This window comes from Streptomyces aurantiaciflavus (assembly GCF_049808595.1).
Taxonomy (GTDB): Bacteria; Actinomycetota; Actinomycetes; order Streptomycetales; family Streptomycetaceae; genus Streptomyces.
On record NZ_JBNCAQ010000010.1, the window covers coordinates 253776 to 275625 of the forward strand.

The 21850-nt window shown below is 72.1% G+C and carries 26 protein-coding genes, 1 tRNA gene and 2 pseudogenes; 8 read left to right on the forward strand and 21 right to left on the reverse strand.

Annotated features, from left to right (window positions below):
* The first annotated feature begins 39 nt into the window (after positions 1 to 39).
* Positions 40 to 798, forward strand: a complete 759-nt coding sequence (locus ACPT94_RS14610; protein WP_425245994.1) for a TetR/AcrR family transcriptional regulator — start codon at positions 40 to 42, stop codon at positions 796 to 798.
* Positions 799 to 937: 139 nt separating this feature from the next.
* On the opposite strand, the pseudogene ACPT94_RS14615 reads toward ACPT94_RS14610, so the two are convergent.
* From ACPT94_RS14615 to ACPT94_RS14635, 5 genes and pseudogenes are all read right to left on the reverse strand, one after another.
* Positions 938 to 1051, reverse strand: a pseudogene (locus ACPT94_RS14615) (PPOX class F420-dependent oxidoreductase); the annotation flags it as partial.
* Between the two features lie 81 nt (positions 1052 to 1132).
* Complete coding sequence (locus ACPT94_RS14620) at positions 1133 to 1603, reverse strand: PPOX class F420-dependent oxidoreductase (protein ID WP_360343045.1); 471 nt, start codon at positions 1601 to 1603, stop codon at positions 1133 to 1135.
* Positions 1604 to 1653: 50 nt separating this feature from the next.
* On the reverse strand, positions 1654 to 2475 hold the full coding sequence (locus ACPT94_RS14625; RefSeq protein WP_360343042.1) for a YceI family protein: 822 nt from the start codon (positions 2473 to 2475) through the stop codon (positions 1654 to 1656).
* A gap of 71 nt (positions 2476 to 2546) precedes the next feature.
* Positions 2547 to 5036: an MFS transporter gene (locus tag ACPT94_RS14630; protein WP_489686582.1), complete on the reverse strand. Its 2490-nt coding sequence runs from the start codon at positions 5034 to 5036 to the stop codon at positions 2547 to 2549.
* 94 nt (positions 5037 to 5130) lie between these two features.
* Complete coding sequence (locus ACPT94_RS14635; RefSeq protein ID WP_360343036.1) at positions 5131 to 5652, reverse strand: MarR family winged helix-turn-helix transcriptional regulator; 522 nt, start codon at positions 5650 to 5652, stop codon at positions 5131 to 5133.
* Positions 5653 to 5823: 171 nt separating this feature from the next.
* On the opposite strand from ACPT94_RS14635, the gene ACPT94_RS14640 reads away from it, so the two are divergent.
* Both ACPT94_RS14640 and ACPT94_RS14645 read left to right on the forward strand, forming a co-directional pair.
* Positions 5824 to 6462 (forward strand): DUF7003 family protein, encoded by a 639-nt coding sequence (locus ACPT94_RS14640; protein WP_360343033.1) that lies wholly within the window; start codon positions 5824 to 5826, stop codon positions 6460 to 6462.
* 142 nt (positions 6463 to 6604) lie between these two features.
* Complete coding sequence (locus ACPT94_RS14645) at positions 6605 to 6802, forward strand: hypothetical protein (protein WP_360343030.1); 198 nt, start codon at positions 6605 to 6607, stop codon at positions 6800 to 6802.
* Between the two features lie 11 nt (positions 6803 to 6813).
* On the opposite strand, the gene ACPT94_RS14650 is transcribed toward ACPT94_RS14645, so the two are convergent.
* From ACPT94_RS14650 to ACPT94_RS14690, 9 genes are all read right to left on the reverse strand, one after another.
* A complete protein-coding gene (locus ACPT94_RS14650) occupies positions 6814 to 7575 on the reverse strand; it encodes a hypothetical protein (RefSeq protein WP_425245996.1) in 762 nt (253 codons plus the stop codon).
* Positions 7576 to 7987: 412 nt separating this feature from the next.
* Positions 7988 to 8899 (reverse strand): RNA polymerase sigma factor SigF, encoded by a 912-nt coding sequence (locus tag ACPT94_RS14655; protein ID WP_360343024.1) that lies wholly within the window; start codon positions 8897 to 8899, stop codon positions 7988 to 7990.
* A gap of 293 nt (positions 8900 to 9192) precedes the next feature.
* Positions 9193 to 10098 (reverse strand): RNA polymerase sigma factor SigF, encoded by a 906-nt coding sequence (locus ACPT94_RS14660; RefSeq protein WP_360343021.1) that lies wholly within the window; start codon positions 10096 to 10098, stop codon positions 9193 to 9195.
* A 190-nt stretch (positions 10099 to 10288) separates the two neighbouring features.
* A complete protein-coding gene (locus ACPT94_RS14665) occupies positions 10289 to 10582 on the reverse strand; it encodes a Dabb family protein (RefSeq protein WP_425245997.1) in 294 nt (97 codons plus the stop codon).
* Between the two features lie 18 nt (positions 10583 to 10600).
* Positions 10601 to 10777: a hypothetical protein gene (locus ACPT94_RS14670; RefSeq protein ID WP_360343015.1), complete on the reverse strand. Its 177-nt coding sequence runs from the start codon at positions 10775 to 10777 to the stop codon at positions 10601 to 10603.
* Between the two features lie 170 nt (positions 10778 to 10947).
* A tRNA-Ser gene (locus ACPT94_RS14675) sits at positions 10948 to 11032 on the reverse strand.
* Between the two features lie 155 nt (positions 11033 to 11187).
* On the reverse strand, positions 11188 to 11619 hold the full coding sequence (gene tadA / locus ACPT94_RS14680; RefSeq protein ID WP_360343012.1) for a tRNA adenosine(34) deaminase TadA: 432 nt from the start codon (positions 11617 to 11619) through the stop codon (positions 11188 to 11190).
* Between the two features lie 74 nt (positions 11620 to 11693).
* Positions 11694 to 12218 carry a tRNA adenosine deaminase-associated protein gene (locus ACPT94_RS14685; protein WP_360343100.1) on the reverse strand — a complete coding sequence of 175 codons (525 nt, stop codon included), beginning with the start codon at positions 12216 to 12218 and terminating at the stop codon, positions 11694 to 11696.
* 314 nt (positions 12219 to 12532) lie between these two features.
* Entirely contained in the window at positions 12533 to 12727 is a 195-nt protein-coding gene (locus ACPT94_RS14690; RefSeq protein WP_360343009.1) for a hypothetical protein, read from the reverse strand.
* Between the two features lie 148 nt (positions 12728 to 12875).
* On the opposite strand from ACPT94_RS14690, the gene upp reads away from it, so the two are divergent.
* Positions 12876 to 13511 (forward strand): uracil phosphoribosyltransferase, encoded by a 636-nt coding sequence (gene upp, locus ACPT94_RS14695; protein ID WP_360343006.1) that lies wholly within the window; start codon positions 12876 to 12878, stop codon positions 13509 to 13511.
* Between the two features lie 314 nt (positions 13512 to 13825).
* Here upp and ACPT94_RS14700 read toward each other — a convergent pair whose 3' ends face one another.
* From ACPT94_RS14700 to ACPT94_RS14730, 7 genes are all read right to left on the reverse strand, one after another.
* Positions 13826 to 14452 (reverse strand): LytR C-terminal domain-containing protein, encoded by a 627-nt coding sequence (locus tag ACPT94_RS14700; protein ID WP_425246011.1) that lies wholly within the window; start codon positions 14450 to 14452, stop codon positions 13826 to 13828.
* 341 nt (positions 14453 to 14793) lie between these two features.
* Positions 14794 to 15090: a type II toxin-antitoxin system VapB family antitoxin gene (locus tag ACPT94_RS14705; RefSeq protein ID WP_004943146.1), complete on the reverse strand. Its 297-nt coding sequence runs from the start codon at positions 15088 to 15090 to the stop codon at positions 14794 to 14796.
* A gap of 221 nt (positions 15091 to 15311) precedes the next feature.
* Positions 15312 to 15434: a hypothetical protein gene (locus tag ACPT94_RS14710; RefSeq protein ID WP_360343003.1), complete on the reverse strand. Its 123-nt coding sequence runs from the start codon at positions 15432 to 15434 to the stop codon at positions 15312 to 15314.
* Between the two features lie 85 nt (positions 15435 to 15519).
* Positions 15520 to 15834, reverse strand: a complete 315-nt coding sequence (locus ACPT94_RS14715; protein ID WP_425245998.1) for a hypothetical protein — start codon at positions 15832 to 15834, stop codon at positions 15520 to 15522.
* A 66-nt stretch (positions 15835 to 15900) separates the two neighbouring features.
* Positions 15901 to 16578, reverse strand: a complete 678-nt coding sequence (locus tag ACPT94_RS14720) for an HdeD family acid-resistance protein (RefSeq protein WP_360342997.1) — start codon at positions 16576 to 16578, stop codon at positions 15901 to 15903.
* Between the two features lie 46 nt (positions 16579 to 16624).
* Positions 16625 to 17221, reverse strand: a complete 597-nt coding sequence (locus ACPT94_RS14725; RefSeq protein ID WP_425245999.1) for an HhH-GPD-type base excision DNA repair protein — start codon at positions 17219 to 17221, stop codon at positions 16625 to 16627.
* Between the two features lie 49 nt (positions 17222 to 17270).
* Positions 17271 to 17993: a siderophore-interacting protein gene (locus tag ACPT94_RS14730; protein WP_425246000.1), complete on the reverse strand. Its 723-nt coding sequence runs from the start codon at positions 17991 to 17993 to the stop codon at positions 17271 to 17273.
* On the opposite strand from ACPT94_RS14730, the gene ACPT94_RS14735 reads away from it, so the two are divergent.
* The 4 genes and pseudogenes from ACPT94_RS14735 to ACPT94_RS14750 all read left to right on the forward strand — a co-directional run bounded on the left by ACPT94_RS14735 (position 17992) and on the right by ACPT94_RS14750 (position 21721).
* Complete coding sequence (locus tag ACPT94_RS14735; RefSeq protein ID WP_425246001.1) at positions 17992 to 20181, forward strand: penicillin acylase family protein; 2190 nt, start codon at positions 17992 to 17994, stop codon at positions 20179 to 20181. The two genes, ACPT94_RS14730 and ACPT94_RS14735, sit on opposite strands and share 2 nt — an antisense overlap.
* Positions 20174 to 20800 (forward strand): GNAT family N-acetyltransferase, encoded by a 627-nt coding sequence (locus tag ACPT94_RS14740; RefSeq protein ID WP_425246002.1) that lies wholly within the window; start codon positions 20174 to 20176, stop codon positions 20798 to 20800. The genes ACPT94_RS14735 and ACPT94_RS14740 overlap by 8 nt, the downstream gene beginning before the upstream one ends.
* Positions 20797 to 21291 (forward strand): cupin domain-containing protein, encoded by a 495-nt coding sequence (locus tag ACPT94_RS14745; protein ID WP_425246003.1) that lies wholly within the window; start codon positions 20797 to 20799, stop codon positions 21289 to 21291. The genes ACPT94_RS14740 and ACPT94_RS14745 overlap by 4 nt, the downstream gene beginning before the upstream one ends.
* Positions 21288 to 21721 (forward strand): annotated as a pseudogene (locus ACPT94_RS14750) (SDR family oxidoreductase). Before ACPT94_RS14745 ends, ACPT94_RS14750 begins: the two are co-directional and overlap by 4 nt.
* Positions 21722 to 21850 lie beyond the last annotated feature (129 nt).

A 21850-nucleotide genomic window follows, 5' to 3' on the forward strand; every position in this document is an offset into this window, starting at 1 on the left:
AGCATCCTTGTAAGGGACCGGAATCTCGGAAGGTGCGCCATGGTGAAGGCTGCCAAGGAGGCCACGCGGACCAGCGTCTGGCTGGAGGGCAAGACGCGCCGCGGGCGGGGCGGCGGGCAGCCTTCCGGGCTCGACCGGGAGCGGATCACCGAGGTCACCGTGCGGCTGCTCGACGCCGAGGGGCTGGACAAGTTCTCCATGCGGCGGCTGGCGGCCGAGCTGAACGTGACGGCGATGTCCGTCTACTGGTACGTCGACACCAAGGACGAACTGCTCGAACTCGCCCTCGACGCGGTCTACGGCGGGCTGGAGCTGCCCGATCCGCAGGCCGAGGGCGAGGACTGGCGCGAGCAGCTGCGCGCACTGGCCACGGCGTACCGCTCGCTGCTGGTGCGCCACCGCTGGCTGTCGCCGCTGGCAGGGCGGTTTCTCAACATCGGCCCGAACTCGCTGGCCTTCTCCCGCACCGTCCAGCAGGTCATCCGCCGCACCGGGCTGCCCGCGCACCGCATCACGAGCGCCATCTCGGCGGTCTTCCAGTTCGTGTACGGCTACGGCACGATCGAGGGCCACTTCTTCGGCCGGGCCGCGGACACGGGCATGACCCCGGACGAGTACTTCCAGCACGCCATGACCACGGTGACCGAGGCCCCGCAGGCCGCCGAGGTCGTCGAGGAGTCCAAGGACATCATGGCGGCCCGTGGCGGAGACACGGTCGCCGAGATGCTGGACCGCGACTTCACCTACGCCCTGGACCTGCTGGTGGCGGGCATCGAGGCGATGGTGGAACGGGGCTGAGGGCCCCTGCCGACGAGGCCGGGGGCACCGCAGCGACGAGGCCGAGGGCAACGTACCGGGGGGCGCGGGGAACTGCGCGACCAGCCACGACGAACCCGCAGTCGCCGGACATCCCTCACCCGCGCCTGAACAGGCGCGCCTACTCCGGCGGAGCCACCCGCGCGGGGAAGCCCCCGGTGGCGACCGGGCCCCACCTCTGCGGTGTGACCCGGATGATCGACTTGCCCTGCTTGAGCATCGCCGCCCGGGCCTCTTTCTTTGGCGCCCCTCGCACTGCTTCGCAGGCTTCGGGACGCTGCGCCGGACTCCGTCCGTCGGTGGGGGTGGGCCGGGGTCAGTCCTGCGGGGCGAGCCTGGCCGGGAAGCCCCCGGTGGCGACCGGGCCCCACCTCTGCGGTGTGACCCGGATGATCGACTTGCCCTGCTTGAGCATCGCCGCCCGGTACTCGTCCCAGTCCGGATGCTCGCCCGCGATGTTGCGGTAGTACTCGACCAGCGGTTCGACGGAGTCGGGGGCGTCGATGACCTCGGCGGTGCCGTCGATCTGGACCCAGGGGCCGTTCCACTCGTCGCTCAGGACGATGACACTGACCCGCTCGTCCCGCTTGGCGTTGCGCGTCTTGGCGCGATCGGGGTACGTGGAGACGACGATCCGGCCCGAGTCGTCGACGCCGCAGGTCAGCGGTGAACCCTGGGGGCTGCCGTCGGCGCGCCGGGTGAGGAGGATCGCGCGGTGGCGGGGGCGTACGAAGTCCAGCAGCTCGTCGAGGGTGACGGAGGTGTTGGTCGCGATGTTCGGTGCCATGGGGTTCAGCGTAGGCGCAGCAGGGGCCTTCGGGGCTGACCCTGCCGGTCCTACGCCTGGGGCAGCGACTCCCCCTGCACCGCCTGGACGTCCAGCTCCACCTTCAGCGTCGTACCGATGGCGGCGATGCCCGCCTGGACGACCTGGTTGTAGTTCATGGCGAAGTCCTCGCGGTGGAGGTCCGCCGTCGCGCGGAAGGCGGCGCGGGTGCCGCCCCACGGGTCGGCGCCGGTGCCGAGGTAGGCGAGGTCCAGGTCGACGGGGCGGACGACACCGCGCAGGCTCAGGTCGCCGTGGACCGTCCAGCGGTCCGGGCCGGCGGCCGTCAGCCCGGTCGAGCGGTAGGTGATCTCGGGATACGTCTCGACGTCCAGGAAGTCCGCGGAGCGCAGGTGGGTGTCGCGCATGCCGTTGCCGGTGTCGATGGAGGCGGCCCGGATCACCGCCTCCACGCGGGACTTGGTGACGTCGTCCGGGGCGATCTCGACGCTCGCCGAGAACTCGGTGAACCGGCCGCGCACGCTGGAGATGCCCAGGTGCTGGGCGACCGCGCCGACCGTGGAGTGCGCCGGGTCGACGGTCCACGGGCCGGGCGGGGGCAGTTCGGTGCCGCCCTGCCGGGCCAGCGTCACCGTGCCGACCTCCGCGCGGCGGCTCGCGGTGACGAGCGCGCTGGAGGCGACGGGCGCGTATCCGACGGCGGTGACGATGACCGTGTACGCCCCCGGCGCCAGCGCCGTCGCGTCCCGGACGACGCCCTCCTCGTCGGCCTCGGCGCGCAGCACCTGCGTGCCCGTCATGTCGGTGACCGTGACGACCGCGTGCGACACGGCCCATCCGTCACGGGTGCGGATCCTGGCGGTCAGTCCCATCTCAGGCAACTCCTCGGAAGGGCACCGGCCCGTGGCGAGGGGACCCCGCCACGGGCCGGTGCCGTGTCGTCCTACTCGCCGGGGTGGGCGAGCTCGATGTCGTGGCCGTCGACGCCGGTGCCGCCGACGGTCAGCGCGGTGGCCACCGGCGGGTAGCCGGTCGCGATGACCGTGTACTCGCCGCCGTCGAGATCGGTGAAGGCGTACGCCCCGTCCGCGCCGGTCGTGGCCGTGCCGACGACGTTGCCCGCCGCGTCCACCAGCGTCACCCGCGCGTCGGCCAGCGGCCCGTACGGCGCCCGGACGACGCCCTGGACCTGCGCCCCCGCGTCGAGGACGACCTCCGTACGGGTCACCCCGGTCACGCCGATCTCGACGGGCAGCGCCCGCGGCCGGAACCCGGCGGTGTTCACCGCGACGGTCACGGCACCCGGCACCAGCTCCGTGAAGGAGAACTCGCCCTGCTCACCGGTGGTCCCGGTGGCCAGCAGATCACCGCGCACATCGGTCACGATCACCATCGCGTCCTTGACCGGCTCCGCCGACTCCGCCGCCCGCACGACACCGGCGAGCCCGCTGGTCCCGCTGAGCAGGATGTCGTACGCGACCGGCTCGCCGCCCACGACGACCGTGGACGCCTGCGGCTGGAACCCGTCCGCGGAGGCGATCAGGACGTACGAACCCGTGCCCGGCGCGTCCAGCGCGTAGGAGCCGTCGGCCTGGGCGACCGACCGGCCGAGCTGGCGGCCCGCGAGGGAGATCAGGGTGACGGCGGCCTGCGGGACGGGCGCGCTCTCGGCGCCGCGGACGAAGCCGCGGACCGGGATGCCGCCGTTGCCGCTCTCACCGGAGGGCGTGGCCACCGTGGCGACGGCCGCGAGCCGCTGCGTGCCCTCGGGGCCGGCCTCGGTGGTGGAGTCGGCGGTCGAGGCGGCGAGGGCCCAGCTCGGGACCTTCTCCTCGCGCGTCCCGGCGGCGGCCGGAGCCTCGGCCGCCGTCGCTGCCGGGGCCTGCTCCGGGTTCTCCTCCGCGGTGGACGCCGTCTCCGCCTGGGCCAGCGCGCCCTTCGTCCGCAGCGGGACCTCCTTGATGAACAGCGTGATCAGGAAGGCGAGCAGGGCCAGGCCGGAGGCGATCAGGAAGACGTCGGCGATGCCGTGCCCGTACGCGCTCTCCATGACCGTGCGCAGCGGCGCGGGCAGCTTGTCCATGTCCGGGATCTCGCCGGTGGAGCTGGAGCCGGACGCCAGCGAGGCGTACTTGGGGCCGAGGTCGGCTATGCCGTCCTTGGCGTAGTCGGTGATCCGGTTGGCCATGACGGCACCCAGCGCCGAGACGCCCATCGCGCCACCGAGGGAGCGGAAGAAGGTGACCGTGGAACTGGCCGAGCCGAGGTCCTTCGGGTCGACCTGGTTCTGCGTGGACAGCACCAGGTTCTGCATCATCATGCCGATGCCGAGGCCCAGCAGCGCCATGAAGACCGCGGTCTTCCAGTAGTCCGTGTCGTAGCGGATGGTGCCGAGCAGTCCGAGGCCCGCCGTGATGAGCACGCCACCGCTGACCAGCCAGGCCTTCCACTTTCCGGTGCGGGTGATGAACTGCCCGGAGACGGTGGAGGAGACGAACAGACCGCCGATCATCGGGATCGTCAGGATGCCGGACATGGTCGGGGACTCGTCCCGGGCCAGCTGGAAGTACTGGGCGAAGAAGACCGTCCCGGAGAACATCGCGACGCCCACGAACATCGAGGCGATCGACGACAGGGTGATGGTGCGGTTGCGGAACAGCCGCAGCGGGATGATCGGCTCCTTGGCCTTCGACTCGACGAGCACGAAGATCAGCGCGAGCACGAACGACCCGGCGATCATCGTGTACGTCTGCCACGACAGCCAGTCGTACTTGTCGCCGGCGAAGGTGACCCAGACCAGCAGCAGCGAGACCGCCGCCGAGATGAAGAACGCGCCCGCCCAGTCGACCTTCACGTCCCGCTTCACGACCGGCAGGTGCAGGGTCTTCTGCAGCACGATCAGCGCGATGACGGCGAAGGGCACGCCCACGTAGAAGCACCAGCGCCAGCCGAGCCAGCTGGTGTCGGTGATGACACCGCCGAGCAGCGGACCGCCGACGGTCGCGACCGCGAACGTCGCGCCGAGGTAGCCGGAGTAACGTCCGCGCTCACGCGGGGAGATCATCGCGGCCATCACGATCTGCGCGAGGGCGGACAGACCGCCGACGCCGATGCCCTGGACCACGCGGCAGGCGATCAGCATGCCCGCGTTCTGCGACAGACCGGCGGCCATCGAGCCCAGCACATAGACGACCAGGGCGATCTGGACGAGCGCCTTCTTGTCGTAGAGGTCGGCGAGCTTGCCCCACAGGGGAGTCGCCGCCGTCATCGCCAGCAGCGTGGCCGTGACGACCCAGGTGTAGGCGGACTGGCCGCCGCCGAGGTCGCCGATGATCTCCGGGAGGGCGTTCGAGACGATCGTGGACGACAGGATCGCCACGAACATCCCGAGCAGCAGCCCGGACAGGGCCTCCATGATCTGCCGGTGGGTCATCGGAGCGTTGCCGTCGGCGCGGGCGGACCCTCCGCCGTGCTTAGCGTGAGCCCGCACACCGGCTGGTGTGGTCGTTGCCATGGGCTTCCTTCTCTTACGTAGCTTGTGCGGGTGTACGGGTGGTCGGTTCACTTACGGGAACGGGTGGGGGCGTGGGCGGAGGCCGGTGCGGGGCCGAGCGGCAGTCGCCGAAGCTGGCGCGCAGCCGGGTCATCAGCCGGATCAGCTGGCCCACCTCCGCGTCGGTCCAGTCGCTCAGGCGCTCCGCCAGGAGGTCCGCGCTGCGGCGGGACAGGTCGAGGAGCATCGCCTCGCCCTCGGGCGTGAGGCGCAGGATGCGGGAGCGCTTGTCCGCCGGGTCGGGGGAGCGCTCGATCCAGCCGCGCTCGGCGAGGTGCGCGGCATGCCGGCTGGTCACCGACATGTCCACGGCGAGCAGCTCGGCGAGCGCGCTCATGCGGAGGTCACCGTGCCGGTCGAGCAGCGTCAGCACCGCCGCCGACCCCGGCGAGCAGTCGGCCGGCAGAATCCGGCCCAGGTCCCGCTTCACGGCCCCGACAGCACTGAGCTGACGCGCCAACTCCTCGTACTGCTCGTACAGCGCCTGCCCGGCCATCACACCTCCCCTGCTTTGTTGCTTAGGGCAACCATAAAAGCGCTTGGTTGCTGCAGGCAAATAAATAGGCCGTGAGGGGCGCAAAAAGTTGGCAAAGGCAAGTATTGCGAGAGTAAACGCGCAGGTGGGGCTGGCGACGAGCCTGTCAGCGGGGCGCCCTAGGGTGCCGCCATGATGACGACGTCCTCGATCCTCGGGCAGTTCGACCGCTGCGCGGAGTCGGCGGAGTTCCCCGACCTCCAGAACGGCTACTTCTACCCGGTCGACGCCCGCCTCCATCTCTTCGCCGACGCCACCCGCTGGGCCCTGGTCGTCGAACTACTGGGCTACAGCCCCCGCGCCGGCAACCTCACCGACGTCCTGCACCGCTACGGCAACTGCCTCACCCGGGGCGAGCCCGGCTTCGGCGAGTTCCTGGACCGGGTGGAGAACATGGCGGAGGTCGAGGCGGAGGGCGGCGAGGAGTACGGCGGTGAGGTGCCGCTGGTCGTCCGGGGGACGCCGTTGCGGGTGACCGCCGACGCGGGTACTCCGCTGGAGGACGTCTTCCGCCTCCTGGTCCCTCACCACAGGGACCTGCTCCTGGCCGACGAGACCGAACTGCGGGCCGGACTCCCCGCCGACCTGCCGCCGCTGCTGCGGCTCGACGAGTGGAACCAGCCCGACGACCTCTGGGACACCCGACCCAGCGACCACGAGACCTTCCAGCAGCTCGCCGAGGTCCTGGTCACCGGCGACCCGGCCCGCTACTGCCCTGGGCTCCCCCCGAACACCCACTGGTCCCACTGGCCGGACGCGGGGACGCTGTAGCCCTGTGCGGTCCGGTGCGGTCCGGTGCGGTGCGGTCCGGTGCGGTCCGGTGCGGTTCAGTACGGTCCGGTGCAGGTCCGGTGCAGTTCCGAGACGACCCCCACTTGGGCCGCCCCCGCCGTTTTCGCTAGGGTCTCGGGGCATGGCTAACACCCAGGGCCCCCAGGGCAACCACGACCCCGCCGGCAGCACCCAGATGTTCCGCGCGTTCGTCGACGAGGGCGCCCCGCAGGCGTCCCGTCAGGCCGCCGCGCCGGCCGGTCCCCGTATCGGCCTGATCGTCGGGATCGTCGCGGCGGTGGCGATCGTGGCCGCGGTCGCCTGGCTCGCGCTGAAGTAAGGCACCGTCCCTCACTCCCACCGCACCGACACGTCCCGCGTCTCCACCCGCATCCCCAGGGGCACGCGCCAGGCGTCCACGCAGACCGTCCAGGTCCCTTGCGTGCGTGCACCGGGGGCGATCGGGGCCGGGAGTTCCTCCGTCGACTCGACCGTCGCCCAGTCGATGCCGAGGGCGTCGACGACGTGCGTTCCGAAGGTCACCGTGCCCGAGCGGACCGCCGTTCCCCCCGAGTTGTGCAGCGCGAGCGAGACCTGCTCGCACCAGCGCCGATCCGTGGCCGCCCGTACGGGGTCACCCACGTTCAGAACGGCCGGGCCGGAGGGTTCGGCCGGCGGAACCGTCGGCGAGGGGGTCGGTGCCGGGGTCGGGGCCGATGAACCCGACGGCGTCGGCCGGGACGTGGCGTGTTCGGGCGCGGGGCCGCCGTCGGTGAGGCCGGGGCCGGTCACCTCCGGTGCCGACGACGGAGCGGCCGCCGACGACGCATCCGACGCCCTCGGCGCCCCGCCGGACCCGCTCCCGGAGGTCGGCGTCCCGCCCCTCCCGCTCGTACGGGAGCCAGGGGCATCCCCCTCCAGCGGCACCAGTCTCACCTCGCCGGTCGGCGACACAGCGGCGCCGGACGCTCCCGGAGCCGCCCCGACCGCCACGTAGCCCTCGTCACGGCCGCCGCCGCACGCCGCCAGCACGACTCCCGTGCACACGACGACGGCCGCCGACGCGCCCGTCAAGGCGCCCCGGCGGCCATGTGTCCATGTCGGTCGACGCATCGCGCCAGTGTGACTGACGACCCGTCAGGAAGGAAGCTCCTGGAGCCCCGCCCCTCCGGATTCCCGCCCCTCCGGATCCCCGGCCCTCCGGACCCGGGCCGCAGGGCGGGCCTGGTGCCTGTCCAGTGGATCGTGCCGCAGATGCGGGGGCAGACCGCCCTCTGGGTCCCGGGCGTCGGTCGCCCACTCCCCGACGCTCGCTTCCCCCTCCCGCTCGGCTTCGCTCGAGCGGGAGGGCCCCCTTGCGCGGGCCCCCGATCGCGTCGATGCCGGGGGTATCAGCCCTTGCGGCTGGACGTTCCCCCGCGCTCGGACAACCTCGCGCGGGGGCACCCACCCTCCCCATCACCACCGCTCACCCGGCCTGATGAGGCGCCGTCACTTTCCTGCGACCTCATCCGCCGGACAGGCCCTAGTCGGAGATCAGGCCCTCGCGGAGCTGGGCCAGGGTGCGGGTCAGCAGTCGGGAGACGTGCATCTGGGAGATGCCGACCTCCTCGCCGATCTGCGACTGGGTCATGTTGGCGAAGAAGCGCAGCATGATGATGCGGCGCTCGCGCGGCGGGAGCTTGGCCAGGAGGGGCTTCAGGGACTCGCGGTACTCCACGCCCTCCAGCGCCGTGTCCTCGTAGCCGAGGCGGTCGGCCAGGGAGCCCTCGCCGCCGTCGTCCTCGGGGGCCGGGGAGTCGAGCGAGGAGGCCGTGTAGGCGTTGCCGACCGCGAGGCCGTCGACGACGTCCTCCTCGGACACGCCCAGGACCGCGGCCAGTTCGGCGACCGTCGGGGAGCGGTCCAGCTTCTGGGAGAGCTCGTCGCTGGCCTTCGTCAGGGCCAGACGCAGCTCCTGGAGCCGGCGCGGCACCCGCACCGACCACGAGGTGTCGCGGAAGAAGCGCTTGATCTCGCCCACGACCGTCGGCATCGCGAACGTCGGGAACTCCACGCCGCGTTCGCAGTCGAAGCGGTCGATCGCCTTGATCAGGCCGATGGTGCCGACCTGGACGATGTCCTCCATCGGCTCGTTGCGCGAGCGGAAGCGGGCCGCGGCGTAGCGCACGAGCGGGAGGTTGAGCTCGATGAGCGTGTCACGGACGTAGGCGCGCTCGGGGCTGTTCTCGTCGAGGGCGGCCAGCCGCAGGAACAGGGAGCGGGACAGGGTGCGGGTGTCGATGGCCCCCGTGGCCGGGAGAGCCGGGGGCGGCGCGGCCTCGAGGGCCGTGACGTCGTCGAGCACGTCGGGCTCGACGGGCGTGACGGGCTCGACGGGCGCGGACTCGCTCTTTGTGAGCGTGAGCACCTTCGAGCTGCCCTGGTCTGCGGACATGCCACCCCCTTTGGGTCGCGGGACGGTCGCGGCGGACGCTTCCCGGAGAGGAAGGTCAGCCTTCACCTGAATACCGGCGCCGAAGCTCCGGCAAACGCGCTTCCCGCAGAATGTCACATGTCGGCAACACGCTGTAGTGACATGTCGACATCTGAGTAACGAAACGGCCCTGGAAAGAGGGGGTGTGACGGATTTTCAGCACAGATCTGTCGGGATCCGCCCTGGTGAGCGATTCGCTCGCAACGGTGATCGCCCGCACGTCTGTCCGGTTGTCCGCTCTCCACTCTCATGGCCTACGCGTCGATCCGGTTCGCCGAGCGCAACCGCTGGAAGCTACGCGCCAGTAGCCGCGAGACGTGCATCTGGGAGACGCCGAGTTCCGCGCTGATCTGTGACTGGGTGAGGTTGCTGTAGTAGCGCAGGAGCAGGATCCGCTGTTCGCGTTCCGGGAGTTGGACCAGGAGGTGGCGGACCAGGTCGCGGTGCTCGACCCCGTCCAGCGCCGGGTCCTCGTAGCCGAGCCGGTCCAGCAGGCCGGGCAGCCCGTCGCCCTCCTGCGCGGCCTCCAGGGAGGTGGCGTGGTACGAGCGGCCCGCCTCGATGCAGGACAGCACCTCGTCCTCGCCGATGCGCAGCCGCTCGGCGATCTCGGCGGTGGTCGGGGTGCGGCCGAAACGGGTGGTCAGGTCCTCGGTCGCGCTGTTGACCTGCACCCACAGCTCGTGCAGCCGGCGCGGTACGTGGACCGTGCGGACGTTGTCGCGGAAGTACCGCTTGATCTCGCCGACGACCGTCGGCATCGCGAACGTCGGGAACTGTACGCCCCGGTCCGGGTCGAAGCGGTCGATGGCGTTGATCAGGCCGATGGTGCCGACCTGGACGACGTCCTCCATCGGCTCGTTGCGGGAGCGGAAGCGGGCGGCCGCGTAGCGCACGAGCGGGAGGTTGGCCTCGATGAGCGCCCCGCGCACCCGGTCGTGCTCCGGTGTGCCCGGCGTGAGCTCCTTCAACTGGGCGAAGAGCACCTGGGTCAGCGCCCGGGTGTCGGCCCCGCGCCGCTTCTCCGGAACGGGTGCCGGCTCCGGAACGGGTGCCGGATCGGATGTCGTCACGGTGGCCGAATCGGGTGTCGGTGGGGGTGCCGGAGCAGGTGCCGAAGCGGTTGCCTCCTCCTGGGGCGGCGCAGTACTGGCCGACACGGTCAACGCCACCTCTTCATCGGTCAATCATCCGTCAAAAGCGGTCATAGCATCACAAGACATGTCCACTGTGTGCAAGCACCCGATAACGCCGTGTTGAGGGACAAGTTGGGGTGTGACGGCATGCGAAAGCCCCCCGCCGTTCCGGCGGAGGGCTCGATGGACGGGAGGTGGGTGGGAGGAGTGCGGCCTAGAACTCGTAGTCGGCGACCACCCAGGTGGCGAACTCCCGCCAGAGGGCGACGCCCGCCTGGTGCGCGGGGTGCTCCAGGTACCGCTTCAGGGCGTCCGCGTCCTCGACCGCCGAGTTGATCGCGAAGTCGTAGGCGATGGGGCGCTCGCTGATGTTCCAGCCCAGCTCCCAGAAGCGCAGTTCCTCGATCTGGTCGCCCAGGGCCCCGAAGGCGGCCTCGCCCGCCACGACCCGGGGGTCGTCGCGTTCGACGCCCTCGTTGAGCTTGAAGAGGACCAGGTGGCGGATCATGGGCACTCCCAGTGCGTGCTACTGCGCTCCGTCGGCGAGCCAGGTGAAGAAGTCGCCTATGGCCTTGGCGGCGTCCGATATGCCCTCGAACCCTATCTGGACGTAGTCCGCGGCCTTGGCCGGGTCCGTGATGATCACGTAGAGCACGAAGACCACGAGTACATAGACGGCGATCTTCTTTGCGTTCACCGCCACCGCGGCCTCCCAGTGAGTGCTGCCTGCGGGGCGTGCGTGCTGATGTTCGGGCCCCCTGTTGCCGGGCGCGAGTGTAACCGTCATATCTCCGGAAGACGATGAAGGGCCCGGCGGACGGTGCGTCGACGACGAAGGGCCCGGTCCAACGGACCGGGCCCTTCAACGATGAGCGGTAGCGGAGGGATTTGAACCCTCGGTGACTTGCGCCACACTCGCTTTCGAGGCGAGCTCCTTCGGCCGCTCGGACACGCTACCGAGGGAGACCTTACAGCACGCCGGGGTGTGGTTTGAAATCGGTATTCGGGGGACCGCTTCCGCGAGCCGCCCTGGCGGCCCGGCTTCCACGGCCCGGCTTCGGCGGGCCCGTTTCAGTGGGCCGGTTTGAGCGGGCCGGTTTGAGCGGGCCGGTTTCAGCGGGAGCGGAAGAACTCGGTGAGCAGGCGCGCGCAGTCGTCCGCCAGGACGCCTTCGATGACCTCGGGCCGGTGGTTGAGCCGACGGTCGCGGACGACGTCCCAGAGGGAGCCCGCCGCGCCCGCCTTGTCGTCGCGGGCGCCGTAGACGACCCGGTCCACACGGGACTGGACGAGGGCGCCCGCGCACATCGTGCACGGCTCCAGCGTGACGACGAGCGTGCAGCCCGTCAGCCGCCACTCCCCGAGCTTCGCGGCGGCCCGCCGCAGGGCGAGGACCTCCGCGTGGGCCGTCGGATCACCGCCGGCCTCGCGTTCGTTGTGGCCGGTCGCGAGGACGGTCGTGCCGTCGGCGGCCAGCACGACGGCGCCGACGGGGACGTCCCCGCCCCGGGCGGCCAGGACAGCCTCGTCCAGGGCGAGCCGCATCGCGGCCCGCCAGCGGTCGCGTACCGGGTCGGGTACGGCGTCCCGTACGGGGTCGGGTACGGGTTCGGGTCCGGTCAGCGGACGGTCTCCAGGACCTCCGAGGCGCCCAGCGCCTCGGCGATCTCGGTGAGCGCGTCCTCGGACAGCGACTTCAGCTCCTTCTCGCCGACGCCGAGGTCGTCGAGGATCGCGGCGTCACCGACCGGGCCGTGCGGTACGGCCTCGGCGGCGGCGGCACCGTCGTCCTCGTCGGCGTCGTCCTCGCCGTCCTCGGTGCCGTCGAGGTCGAGGGAGTCGAGGTCGTCGTCGGAGTCCGCGTCCCGGCCGAGCAGCTCGTCGGTGAGCAGGATCTCGCCGTACGAGCTGCGGGCGGCGGCAGCGGCATCGGACACGAAGATGCGAGGGTCGTCCTCACCGTCGACGCGGACCACACCGAACCACGAGTCCTCCTGCTCGATCAGCACGAGCACCGTGTCCTCGTCGGGAGAGGCTTCCCGGGCCAGGTCGGCCAGATCCGACAGGGTCTCCACATCGTCGAGCTCTGTGTCGCTCGCTTCCCACCCGTCTTCGGTGCGCGCGAGCAGTGCGGCGAAGTACACCGTGACTCTCCCACTGGTCATAGGCGTGCCGGTTGGGGGTCCCCCCGGCGGAGGTTACGGGCGGAGAGAGCTGTGCTCCGAGCCCCACCCACTCGGAATCGTGGCAGAAACAAGGCGTCCAGGGGACATCTTCGGCTCCCTGTGTCCGGCTGTTTTGATCGCGGTTCGGTCCGTACGTCCGCAAGCAACCCACCAGCGCACTCGTTGCCGCCACGAGCGGATCGTACGCGGCTTTCCGATGCGTTCACGCACGCCCACCCCTCGCAACGCCCATGAGGTCGGCGATCTTCCCCGTGCGGGGAACGGGCGAGGGGCTACCAGCGGAACGTTCGCATGCGCATCGCGTGTCGCAGGCGGGCGGTCTTCGCGCGGCGCGGCTGGACACGGGCGCGCAGCTCGCGGGCCTCGGCGAGTTCGCGCAGGAACTGGGCGCGTCGCCGACGGCGCTCGGCCTCGGTCTCCGGCGCCTCGTCCGCCGCTCGTTCCTCGCGCTCTGGCAGGTCAGGCATAGGTCCACCACCCTGGTCCGTCCTCACCACCTTCCCTCCGACGGGCGGTTTGATACCAGCGAACGGAGCAGTCGAGCGACAGCCGAGGGGTAGAGGCTCACTGTGTGTGCGGGCGTCGGGCGGGTGCGGCCCGGTTACTGTTGTGGACATGCGTCTCCACGTCGTCGACCACCCCCTGGTCGCCCACAAGCTCACCACGCTGCGCGACCGCCGCACGGACTCCGCGACCTTCCGCCGTCTGGCCGACGAGCTGGTCACCCTGCTCGCCTACGAGGCCACGCGCGACGTGCGCACCGAACAGGTCGACATCGCCACGCCGGTCGCCGAGACCACCGGCGTCAAGCTCTCCCATCCGCGCCCGCTGGTGGTGCCGATCCTGCGGGCCGGCCTCGGCATGCTCGACGGCATGGTCCGGCTGCTGCCGACCGCCGAGGTGGGCTTCCTGGGCATGATCCGCAACGAGGAGACGCTCCAGGCCTCCACGTACGCCACGCGCATGCCGGAGGACCTCTCCGGCCGTCAGGTCTACGTCCTCGACCCGATGCTGGCCACCGGCGGCACCCTGGTCGCCGCGATCCGCGAGCTGATCAAGCGCGGCGCGGACGACGTCACCGCGGTGGTCCTGCTGGCCGCCCCCGAGGGCGTGGAAATCATGGAACGCGAGCTCGCGGGCACCCCGGTGACGGTCGTGACGGCCGCGGTCGACGACCACCTCAACGAGAACGGCTACATCGTCCCGGGTCTGGGCGATGCGGGGGACCGGCTGTACGGGGCGGCGGAGTAGGGCGCGCCGTCGCGGCGACGACCCCGGGGACCCCGCCCGCCGGCCGGGTCCTGCCCGCCGGAGTCGCGCCCAGCGGCAGCCGCAGCCGTCGGCTGTCCAGGCTCGGCTTCTCCCGCCCGCCGGGCGCCGACGCGGTTCTGCGGCTCTGTCCGCCTGGCGGCGAACGTGCAGCCGCCTGCCGTGAACGGTCAGCCGGGCATTACGGTGGGACACGAAGGCCTCCGTGCGGTGAAGATTCGACACCTCCACCACACACGGAGGCCTTCGCCACGATCAAGACCGGCCCGCGTCAACAACGCTCGTGATCAATACAGCTAGCAGCCCTTCTTCGTGGTCGGCGTGGGCTGCGGTGCGGTCAGGGCGGTCAGGGCCTTGGCCGCTTCCGCCTGACTGGTCAGCGACTTGAAGCCGTTGCCGATGATCAGGTCGATCGTGGGGCCCGTGCGGGCGGCGTCGGTGCGGCGTTCGGCGGCGGTGAGCTGGGTGGCGAGGACCGGCAGTGAGGTGTTGAGGGAGGCCGCGGGGCCCAGCAGGATGCCCGTGCCGGTGACCTTCTTGTCGTACGCCTTGCTCGCGTTGCCCACCTCGCCGATCTTGAAGCCGCGCTTCTTCAGCACGTCCGCGGTGGTCTTGGCGAGGCCGCTGCGGGTGGTGGCGTTGAAGACGTTCACGGTGATCTGCGCGGGCTTGGGCAGGGCGGCGGGGGACTTGCCGGCCGTGGTGCCCGCCGGGCTCGCCTTGGTCGAGCAGGCGGTCTTGGAGCCGGCCGCGGAGGCGGTGCCTCCGCCGCCGGTGAAGACGTCGATGAGCTGCAGGGTGCCCCAGCCGGCCACACCTAGCACGGCACCACAGGCGACGACCACGACGACCAGCCGCCCGCGTCGCCGGGGTGGGCGCATCCGGGGGTACTTGTCCCCCGTGATCCGGTACTTGCCGCCCATGCCGGGGGGAGTCAGCATGCTCATGAACGCAGCGTAGTGCGCCTGGGCGGCCGTGCCTACTAGATGATCATTCCATGCCACCCACGAGAACCCGAAAGGGCCAACCGGTGTCCGGTGGGGTGGTGGTCGGGGCTTCGAGCCCGACGGCGGCCGGCCGGCGTGTTCCGCCCCCCGCCGCCCCCTACCCGTCCCCTCCCCAGAGGGTCCGCCCCTTCACCCCGCCAGGGGGCCGCGCCCCCTTCGCAGGGCAGGCCTGCGTCGGTCTTGGCGCAGGGGTGAGCGCGCCGCCGCGGGCGAAGTCGAGGTGGGCCGGTCGAGCCGCGGTGGGGGCCGGTGTGGGCTCAGTCCAGTTCCAGGACCCGGGCGTGCAGGACCTGGCGCTGTTGCAGGGCTGCCCGGACCGCTCGGTGCAGACCGTCCTCGAGGTAGAGGTCGCCCTGCCACTTGACCACGTGGGCGAAGAGGTCGCCGTAGAACGTGGAGTCCTCCGCGAGGAGGGTTTCGAGGTCGAGCTGCTGCTTCGTCGTCACCAGCTGATCGAGGCGGACCGGGCGCGGTGCGACGTCCGCCCACTGCCGGGTGCTTTCCCGGCCGTGGTCGGGGTACGGCCGGCCGTTTCCGATGCGCTTGAAGATCACACGGAAAGCCTACCGGCCCAGACCTTCCGGGCGCAGCCTCCCGGCTGGGGAGGTCAGAGGCAAGTACGCGCAGATCGCGGCCAATATCGGTCAAACGGGGTGGATGTGAGCGTGGGGGCTGACACGTTCCTCATACAGATGATCGAAAGAGAGCCGTCGGTGGGGAGCCGGACACCTTCTTCTGGCATCCGGCTCCCGGTCGGCCGGCGTCCGGCTCCCGGTCAGCCGCGCTTCTCTTGTTCCACCGGTCGCGGCGACGCTTCCTTCAGCTTCGGTTTCGGCTCACTGCGGGCGGCCTCCGCGCGCAGCAGGGCGCGCAGGACGGCGTAGGGGTCGGTGGGCATGGCTGTTTCCCTCGCATGTTCCGTGCGTTGTGCTGACTGACCTCGGGGGACGGGCCCGTGGGGACGGGCCTGTCCGTGGGGCCGGTCAGCAGCGCAGGACCACCGTGCGCAGGGTGGTGATGACGGAGGGGGGAGCCGGGAGGGCGCGGCCCGGGGGGACGCCGGGCTCGGCCGTGGAGCAGGGGACGGGGGATCGTGAGGGTGGCGGGACCGTGCGGTGGGTGCCGCTTCCGGTGGGGCGTACGGCCGTGTCCAGGGGGTCGTACTCGACGGTCTCCGCGGCGGCCACGGGTTGGTTCGGGGCCGCCTCGGCGGGGACGAGCGGGACCAGGACGGCGAGCAGCAGCGCGACGACGCGCAGCCAGGCGCGGGCGCGCGGGAGGCTTCGTGTGCTGCTCATGGGAGGTCATCTGCCCGCGACACGCTGGGTGTTCAGCACGCCGGGCGGGAGATTCGCCCGTTCGGCTCACACGGTGCGCGGGATCTGCCGGGCGCGGCCGCGGATGCGCAGGGCGGTGGCGATCTCGACGACGCCGACGGCCGTGAGCCAGATGCCGCCGACGAGGGTGAGGACGGCGACCGACGCGAAGGGCGCGTCGATCAGCACGATCCCGCCGACGAAGGTGACGATCCCGAGGAAGATGTGCCAGCCGCGCGCGGGCATGCCCCGGTCGGAGACGGCTGCCAGGGTCTGGGTGATCCCGCGGATCAGCCAGCCGATGCCGATCCACAGGGCCAGCAGCAGGATCGACTGCATGGGGCCGCGGAAGCAGAACAGGCCGAGCAGGAGCGACAGGGCGCCGCTGAGGAAGGCGAGCACGCGCAGCGAGGTCGTCTTGTGGGTGCCGAAGGCCGACACCAGCTGGAAGACGCCGCTGATCACGAGGTAGACGCCGAAGAGGACGCCGACCGCGACCAGGGAGGCGCCCGGCCAGACCAGGACGAGGATCCCGAGGACCAGGGAGGCGATCCCGGTGACCAGCACGACCTGCCAGGCGGCGCGGGAGAGGGCGTGCAGGGGGCCTTCGAGGGGCGGCTCGGGTTCGTGTCCGTGCGGCGGGGCGGCCGCGGTGTGGTGGGCGTGGACCTTGCGGTCGTCGTACTCCGGGCCCCAGGGGGATCCGGTGGGCGGTGGCTCGGTCATGATCCATGCTCGGACCGGTCCCGAGCCGCCCGCCACCCGGGACGGGTCAACCGGCTGAGGCCCGCTTCCCGGCCTTGGCCGCCGCCTTCGTCTCCTGCTTGTGCGCCCGCACCTTGACCAGCGACTCCGGGCCGGTGATGTCGGCGACGGAGCGGAAGGAGCCGGGCTCACCGTAGGCGCCGGCCGCCTCGCGCCAGCCCGTGGGCCGCACGCCGAGCTGCTTGCCGAGCAGGGCGAGGAAGATCTGGGCCTTCTGCCGGCCGAAGCCGGGCAGTGCCTCCAGCCGTTTCAGGAGCTCCTTGCCGGTGCCGACGCCGTCCCAGACGGCGCTCGCGTCACCGTCGTAGTGCTGGACGAGGTACTGGCAGAGCTGTTGGATGCGCTTGGCCATGGAGCCGGGGTAGCGGTGCACGGCCGGCTTGTCCGAGAGGAGGGCGGCGAAGGCCTCCGGGTCCCGCGCGGCGATCTCGTGCGCGTCCAGGTCGTCCGCGCCGAGGCGGTCGGCGATCGTCCGGGGTCCCTTGAACGCCCACTCCATGGGCACCTGCTGGTCGAGCAGCATCCCGACCAGCGCGGCGAGCGGGGAGCGCCCGAGGAGCGCGTCGGCCTCGGGGTCCTGGGCGAGGTGAAGGGTGACGTCCATGACCCCGATCATGCCGCGTGTGGGGGCGGGGTGCCTGTCCGTGGTGCGGTCAGGCCGCTCGCCAGTACCCCAGCGCGTGCGTGCGCTCCTTGGGGACGCCCAGTTCCTTGCGTACGTACGCCGAGAGCGTGCGGGTGGTGTGGGTGTCGCAGGCGATCCAGACGTACGGGTTGGGGGTGGCCGTCAGCAGGTCCGGCAGTTCCGCCCTCACCCGGTCGACCAGGTGGGCGCCGGCGTCGCGGCGGGGCACGTGCCGTATCTCGTGCCGGGACGGGTCGGCGCGGAAGGGGAGGCCGTCGGCGGCGCCCTCGAACCAGATGGTGGCCGGGGCGGAGCCCAGGGCGTCGAGGAGGGAGTTGATCGCGGGGAGGGAGGCCGGGTCACCGACGGCGAGGACGTGGGAGGGGACGGGCGCGGGCTGCTGGAAGCCGGTGCCCTGGACGGTCGCCTCGATGGTGTCGCCGGGCTTCGCCGCCCGAGCCCAGTCGCTGGCGGCGCCCTCGTGCAGGGCGAACTCCAGGGAGAAGGCGCCGGCCGCCGGGTCGGGGTCGACCAGGGTGTACGCCCGCTGGTGCGGCTTGCCGGCGTTGGTGAACCAGAGCCGGACCCACATCGTCGGGTGGACGCCGGTCCCGGCGAGCAGGCCGCCGTCGGTGAGGTGCAGCCGGCGGTAGTGCGGGGTGACGTCCTCGGCGCCGGTGACCGTGAGCGTGAAGTCCTTCGCCCGCATCAATCTGAGGACCGCGCCCTCCCAGCCCCGCCCCTGCGCCATGGCCTGTTCACCTCTCGCGTACGATTCCTGCACCGATGGATTAGGTAAGGCTAACCTAAAGCATGGAGGGGTCACAGGGGTGACGAGCGAGACCGACAGACCCGACGGCGGTTCCGGACGGCACGGAGTGTTCCGGGACGCCTGGGGCATTCCGCACCTGCGCGCCGGCAGCGCCCGCGCCCTCGCCCGCCTCCAGGGGCTGGTCACCGCCCGCGACCGCGCCTGGCAGCTGGAGGTCGAACGGCACCGCGCCCGTGGCACCTCCGCGTCCTTCCTCGGCCCCGAGGCCCTCTCCTGGGACCGCTTCGTCCGCCGTGCCCGCCTCGACGACACGGCCCGCCGCTGCTTCGCCACGCTGCAGGAGCGCGACCCGGAGACCGCCGACTGGGTGCGGTCGTACGTCGACGGCGTCAACCAAGGCCTGGACGGCACGACCGCCCCGGAGTTCACCCGCGTCGGCCTCGCCCCGGGACGCTGGGAACCCTGGACCCCGCTCGCCGTCTGGCTCTCCACGCACATCCTGTTCGCCGGCTTTCCCGCCAAGCTGTGGCGCGAGGAGACGGCCCGCCACCTCGGCCCCGAGGCCGTCGGCCTGTTCGCCACCGACGGACCCGGCACCTCCGGCAGCAACGGCTGGCTCGTCAGCGGCGAGCGCACCCGCACCGGACACGCCGTCATCGCCGGTGACCCGCACCGCTTCATCGAGGACCCCGGCGTCTACCAGCAGATCCGGCTGGCCTGCGACGAGTTCGACGTCGTCGGGCTCGCCGTGCCCGGTGTGCCCGGCATCGCCCACTTCGGCCACACCGGCACGGTCGCCTGGGCCATCACCAACGCCATGGCCGACTACCAGGACCTCTACCGCGAGCGGCTGCGCCGGACCGGCGCCGGCGTCGAGGCACTCGGCCCGGACGGCACCTGGCGGCGGGTCGCCCGGCACACCGAACTCGTCCGGGTGGCGGGGGAGGAGACCGTCGAGGTCGAGGTCCTGGAGACCGAGCGCGGCCCGGTCATCGCCGGTGGCCCGGAGGGCCTCGACGACGGCACCCCGCTCGCGCTCGCCCTGCGTTACCCGCCCCGGGTGACCGGTGACCTGGGCTTCAGCGCCCTGCTTCCGCTTCTGCGCGCCCGCCGGGTCGCCGACGTCGACCGCGCCTTCGACGTCTGGGCCGAGCCGGTCGACGTCGTCCAGGCCGCCGACACCGAGGGCGGGCTGCTGCACCGGGTCGCGGGCCGGGTACCGGTGCGCTCCGAGGCCAACCGCACCCGGCTCGTCCCCGCCTGGGAGCCCGGCCACGAATGGACCGGCTGGCACGAGACGCCCCGCGCCGGACTCACCGACGGCATCGCGGTCATGGCCAACCAGCGCGGCCCCGCCGCCCCCCTCGGCGTCGAGTTCGCCCCGCCGCACCGCGCCGACCGCATCCGACAGCTGCTGGCGGAGCGCCGGGAGTGGTCCGCGTCCGACATGCCCGCGATCCACATGGACACGTATCTCGCCTCGGCCGCGCCCCTGCTGGACCACCTGGCCGACCTCGCCGGCCTCGACGAACTCAGCGACGAGGCGAGGGAGGTGCGCGACCGCCTCCTGCGCTGGGACCGCCGTATGGACGCCGACAGCCAGGACGCGGCCCGGTTCGCGGCCCTGCGCGGCGCCCTCGTCCGGCGCCTCGCCGCCGAGCCCGCCTTCGCCGCCCTGACCGCCCCGCCCGCCTACCCCGAGGTCCTCCTCCCCTGGCTGGCCCTCCTCCCCCGCGTCGGCTTCGCCCTCGAACACCTCCTGCGCGCCGAGGACCTGTACGGCATCGACCGGCGCGCGCTCGTCCGCGCGTCCCTCGAGGAGGTCGCCGGGCAGCCGGCCGCCCGCTGGGGCGACACCCACCGCCTCGCCCCCTGGCGGGCCCTGCCCGACCCCTCGGACGAGGCCCCGGCCCTCTCCGGCGACCACGACTGCGTGCTGTGCACCTCCGCCGTGCCCGGCTGGACCGACCTCGCCGCGCGCGGCCCGGCCGCCCGCTACGTGTGGGACCTGGCCCGCCGCGAGGACAGCTGCTGGGTGGTGCCCCACGGCGCCGACGGCCACCCCGACAGCCCCCACCACCACGACCAGCTCCCCCTCTGGCTCACGGGCGAGCTGGCCCCGGTCGTCACCGACTGGGCGCAGCTGAAGAAGGAGAGCGATGTCTGACCCGTACGCCCCCCGCGCCCCCCGCCCCCGCGCCCCCTACGTCCACGAGGAGACGCTCGACGGTTTCGGCACCGTCGGCATCCGGCCCCTCGACGCCGAGGCCGACGCGGAGGTCGTCCACGGCTGGGTGAGCGAGGAACGGGCCGCGTTCTGGGGCATGAACGGCCTGACCCGGGACCAGGTCGCCGAGATCTACGCGCACATGGCCGGCCTCGACACCCACCACGCCTTCCTGGTCGAGCTGGACGGCGCCCCGGTCGCCCTGCTCCAGACGTACGAGCCGGCGGAGGACCGGGTCGGCGAGTGCTACGAGGTCGAACCCGGTGACATCGGCGTCCATGTGCTCCTCGCGCCCGCCGGCGAGGAGGGCCCGCGGCCGGGCTGGTCGTCGACGCTGATGGGCGCCTTCGCCTCGTACGTGCTGCTGGGGCTGGACCGGCGGCGGGTCGTGGTCGATCCGGACGTGCGCAACGAGAAGGCGGTCGCGCGTTTCCTCCGGCAGGGCTTCGAGGCCGGGCCGGTCGTCACGCTGCCGGAGATCGACCTGCCGGACGTGTACCTGCCGGAGAAGAAGGCCCAACTGGCGTTTCTGCGGCGAAAGGTAGCCTTCCCCGGGTGACGTCCCCAGGCCGCCCGCCCACCCCCGAAGACCTCGTCGCCCACTACGCACTGGAGCCGATCCCCCGTGAGGGCGGGCTGTTCCGGCGTACCTGGGCGGGGCCCGAGCGGGCCGACGGACGCCCGGAGGGCTCCGCGATCGTCGCCCTGCTCACCGCGGACGACTACTCGGCCCTGCACCGCCTGCCGAGCGACGAGGTCTGGCACCACTACCTCGGCGACCCGCTGGAGCTGCTGCTCCTCGCCCCCGACGGCACCTCCCGCACGGCCGTGCTCGGCCCCGACGTCCTCGGCGGGCAGCAGGTCCAGCTCACCGTCCCCGCGCGCACCTGGATGGGCGCGCGGGTGACACCGGGCGGCGCCTGGACCTTCTTCGGCTGCACGATGGCCCCCGGCTTCACCTACGGGGACTACGAACACGGGGACGCGGCGGACCTCACGGCGCGTTATCCGGACCGGGCCGACCGCATCAGGGAACTCTGCCGTCCATGACGACGTTGCTCGCGGGCCGGGTGGCCCTGATCACGGGCGCGGGCGGAGGCCTCGGCCGCGGGATCGCGCTGCGGTTCGCGCAGGAGGGCGCGGCGGCGCGCTGCACTGCCGTACGAGGGTCGAGGCGGCGCGTGAAGTCGCCGTGGCCGTCGAGGAGTCCGGTGGCCGGGCCGTCGTCCTCCGGGCCGATCCGACCGTCGAGGACGAGTGCCGGCGGCTGGTGCGGGAGGCCGCTGAGTGGGGCGAGGGCCGGCTGACGGCCTGGCCCGAGGGAGTGCGGCGATGGCGGGAGGCGGTCGCGGCCGGCCGGCTCGGCCGCCCCGAGGACGTCGGCGACGCCTGTGTCTTCCTCGCCTCCCCGCTCGCGTCCTGGATCACCGGCCACGATGCGGTGGTGGACGGCGGGGTCTCGGCGCGGCCGACCTGGTGAGAACGGCCGGCGCAGGAGCGTCCGGTGTGCAGACGCGAAGGAGTGTCCGGTGAGCAGGAAGGGGCCGCCGTCCGTACATACCGTCAGGCACACGAGTCCGAAGTACGGAGCGGTGACGTGAGCTACGGA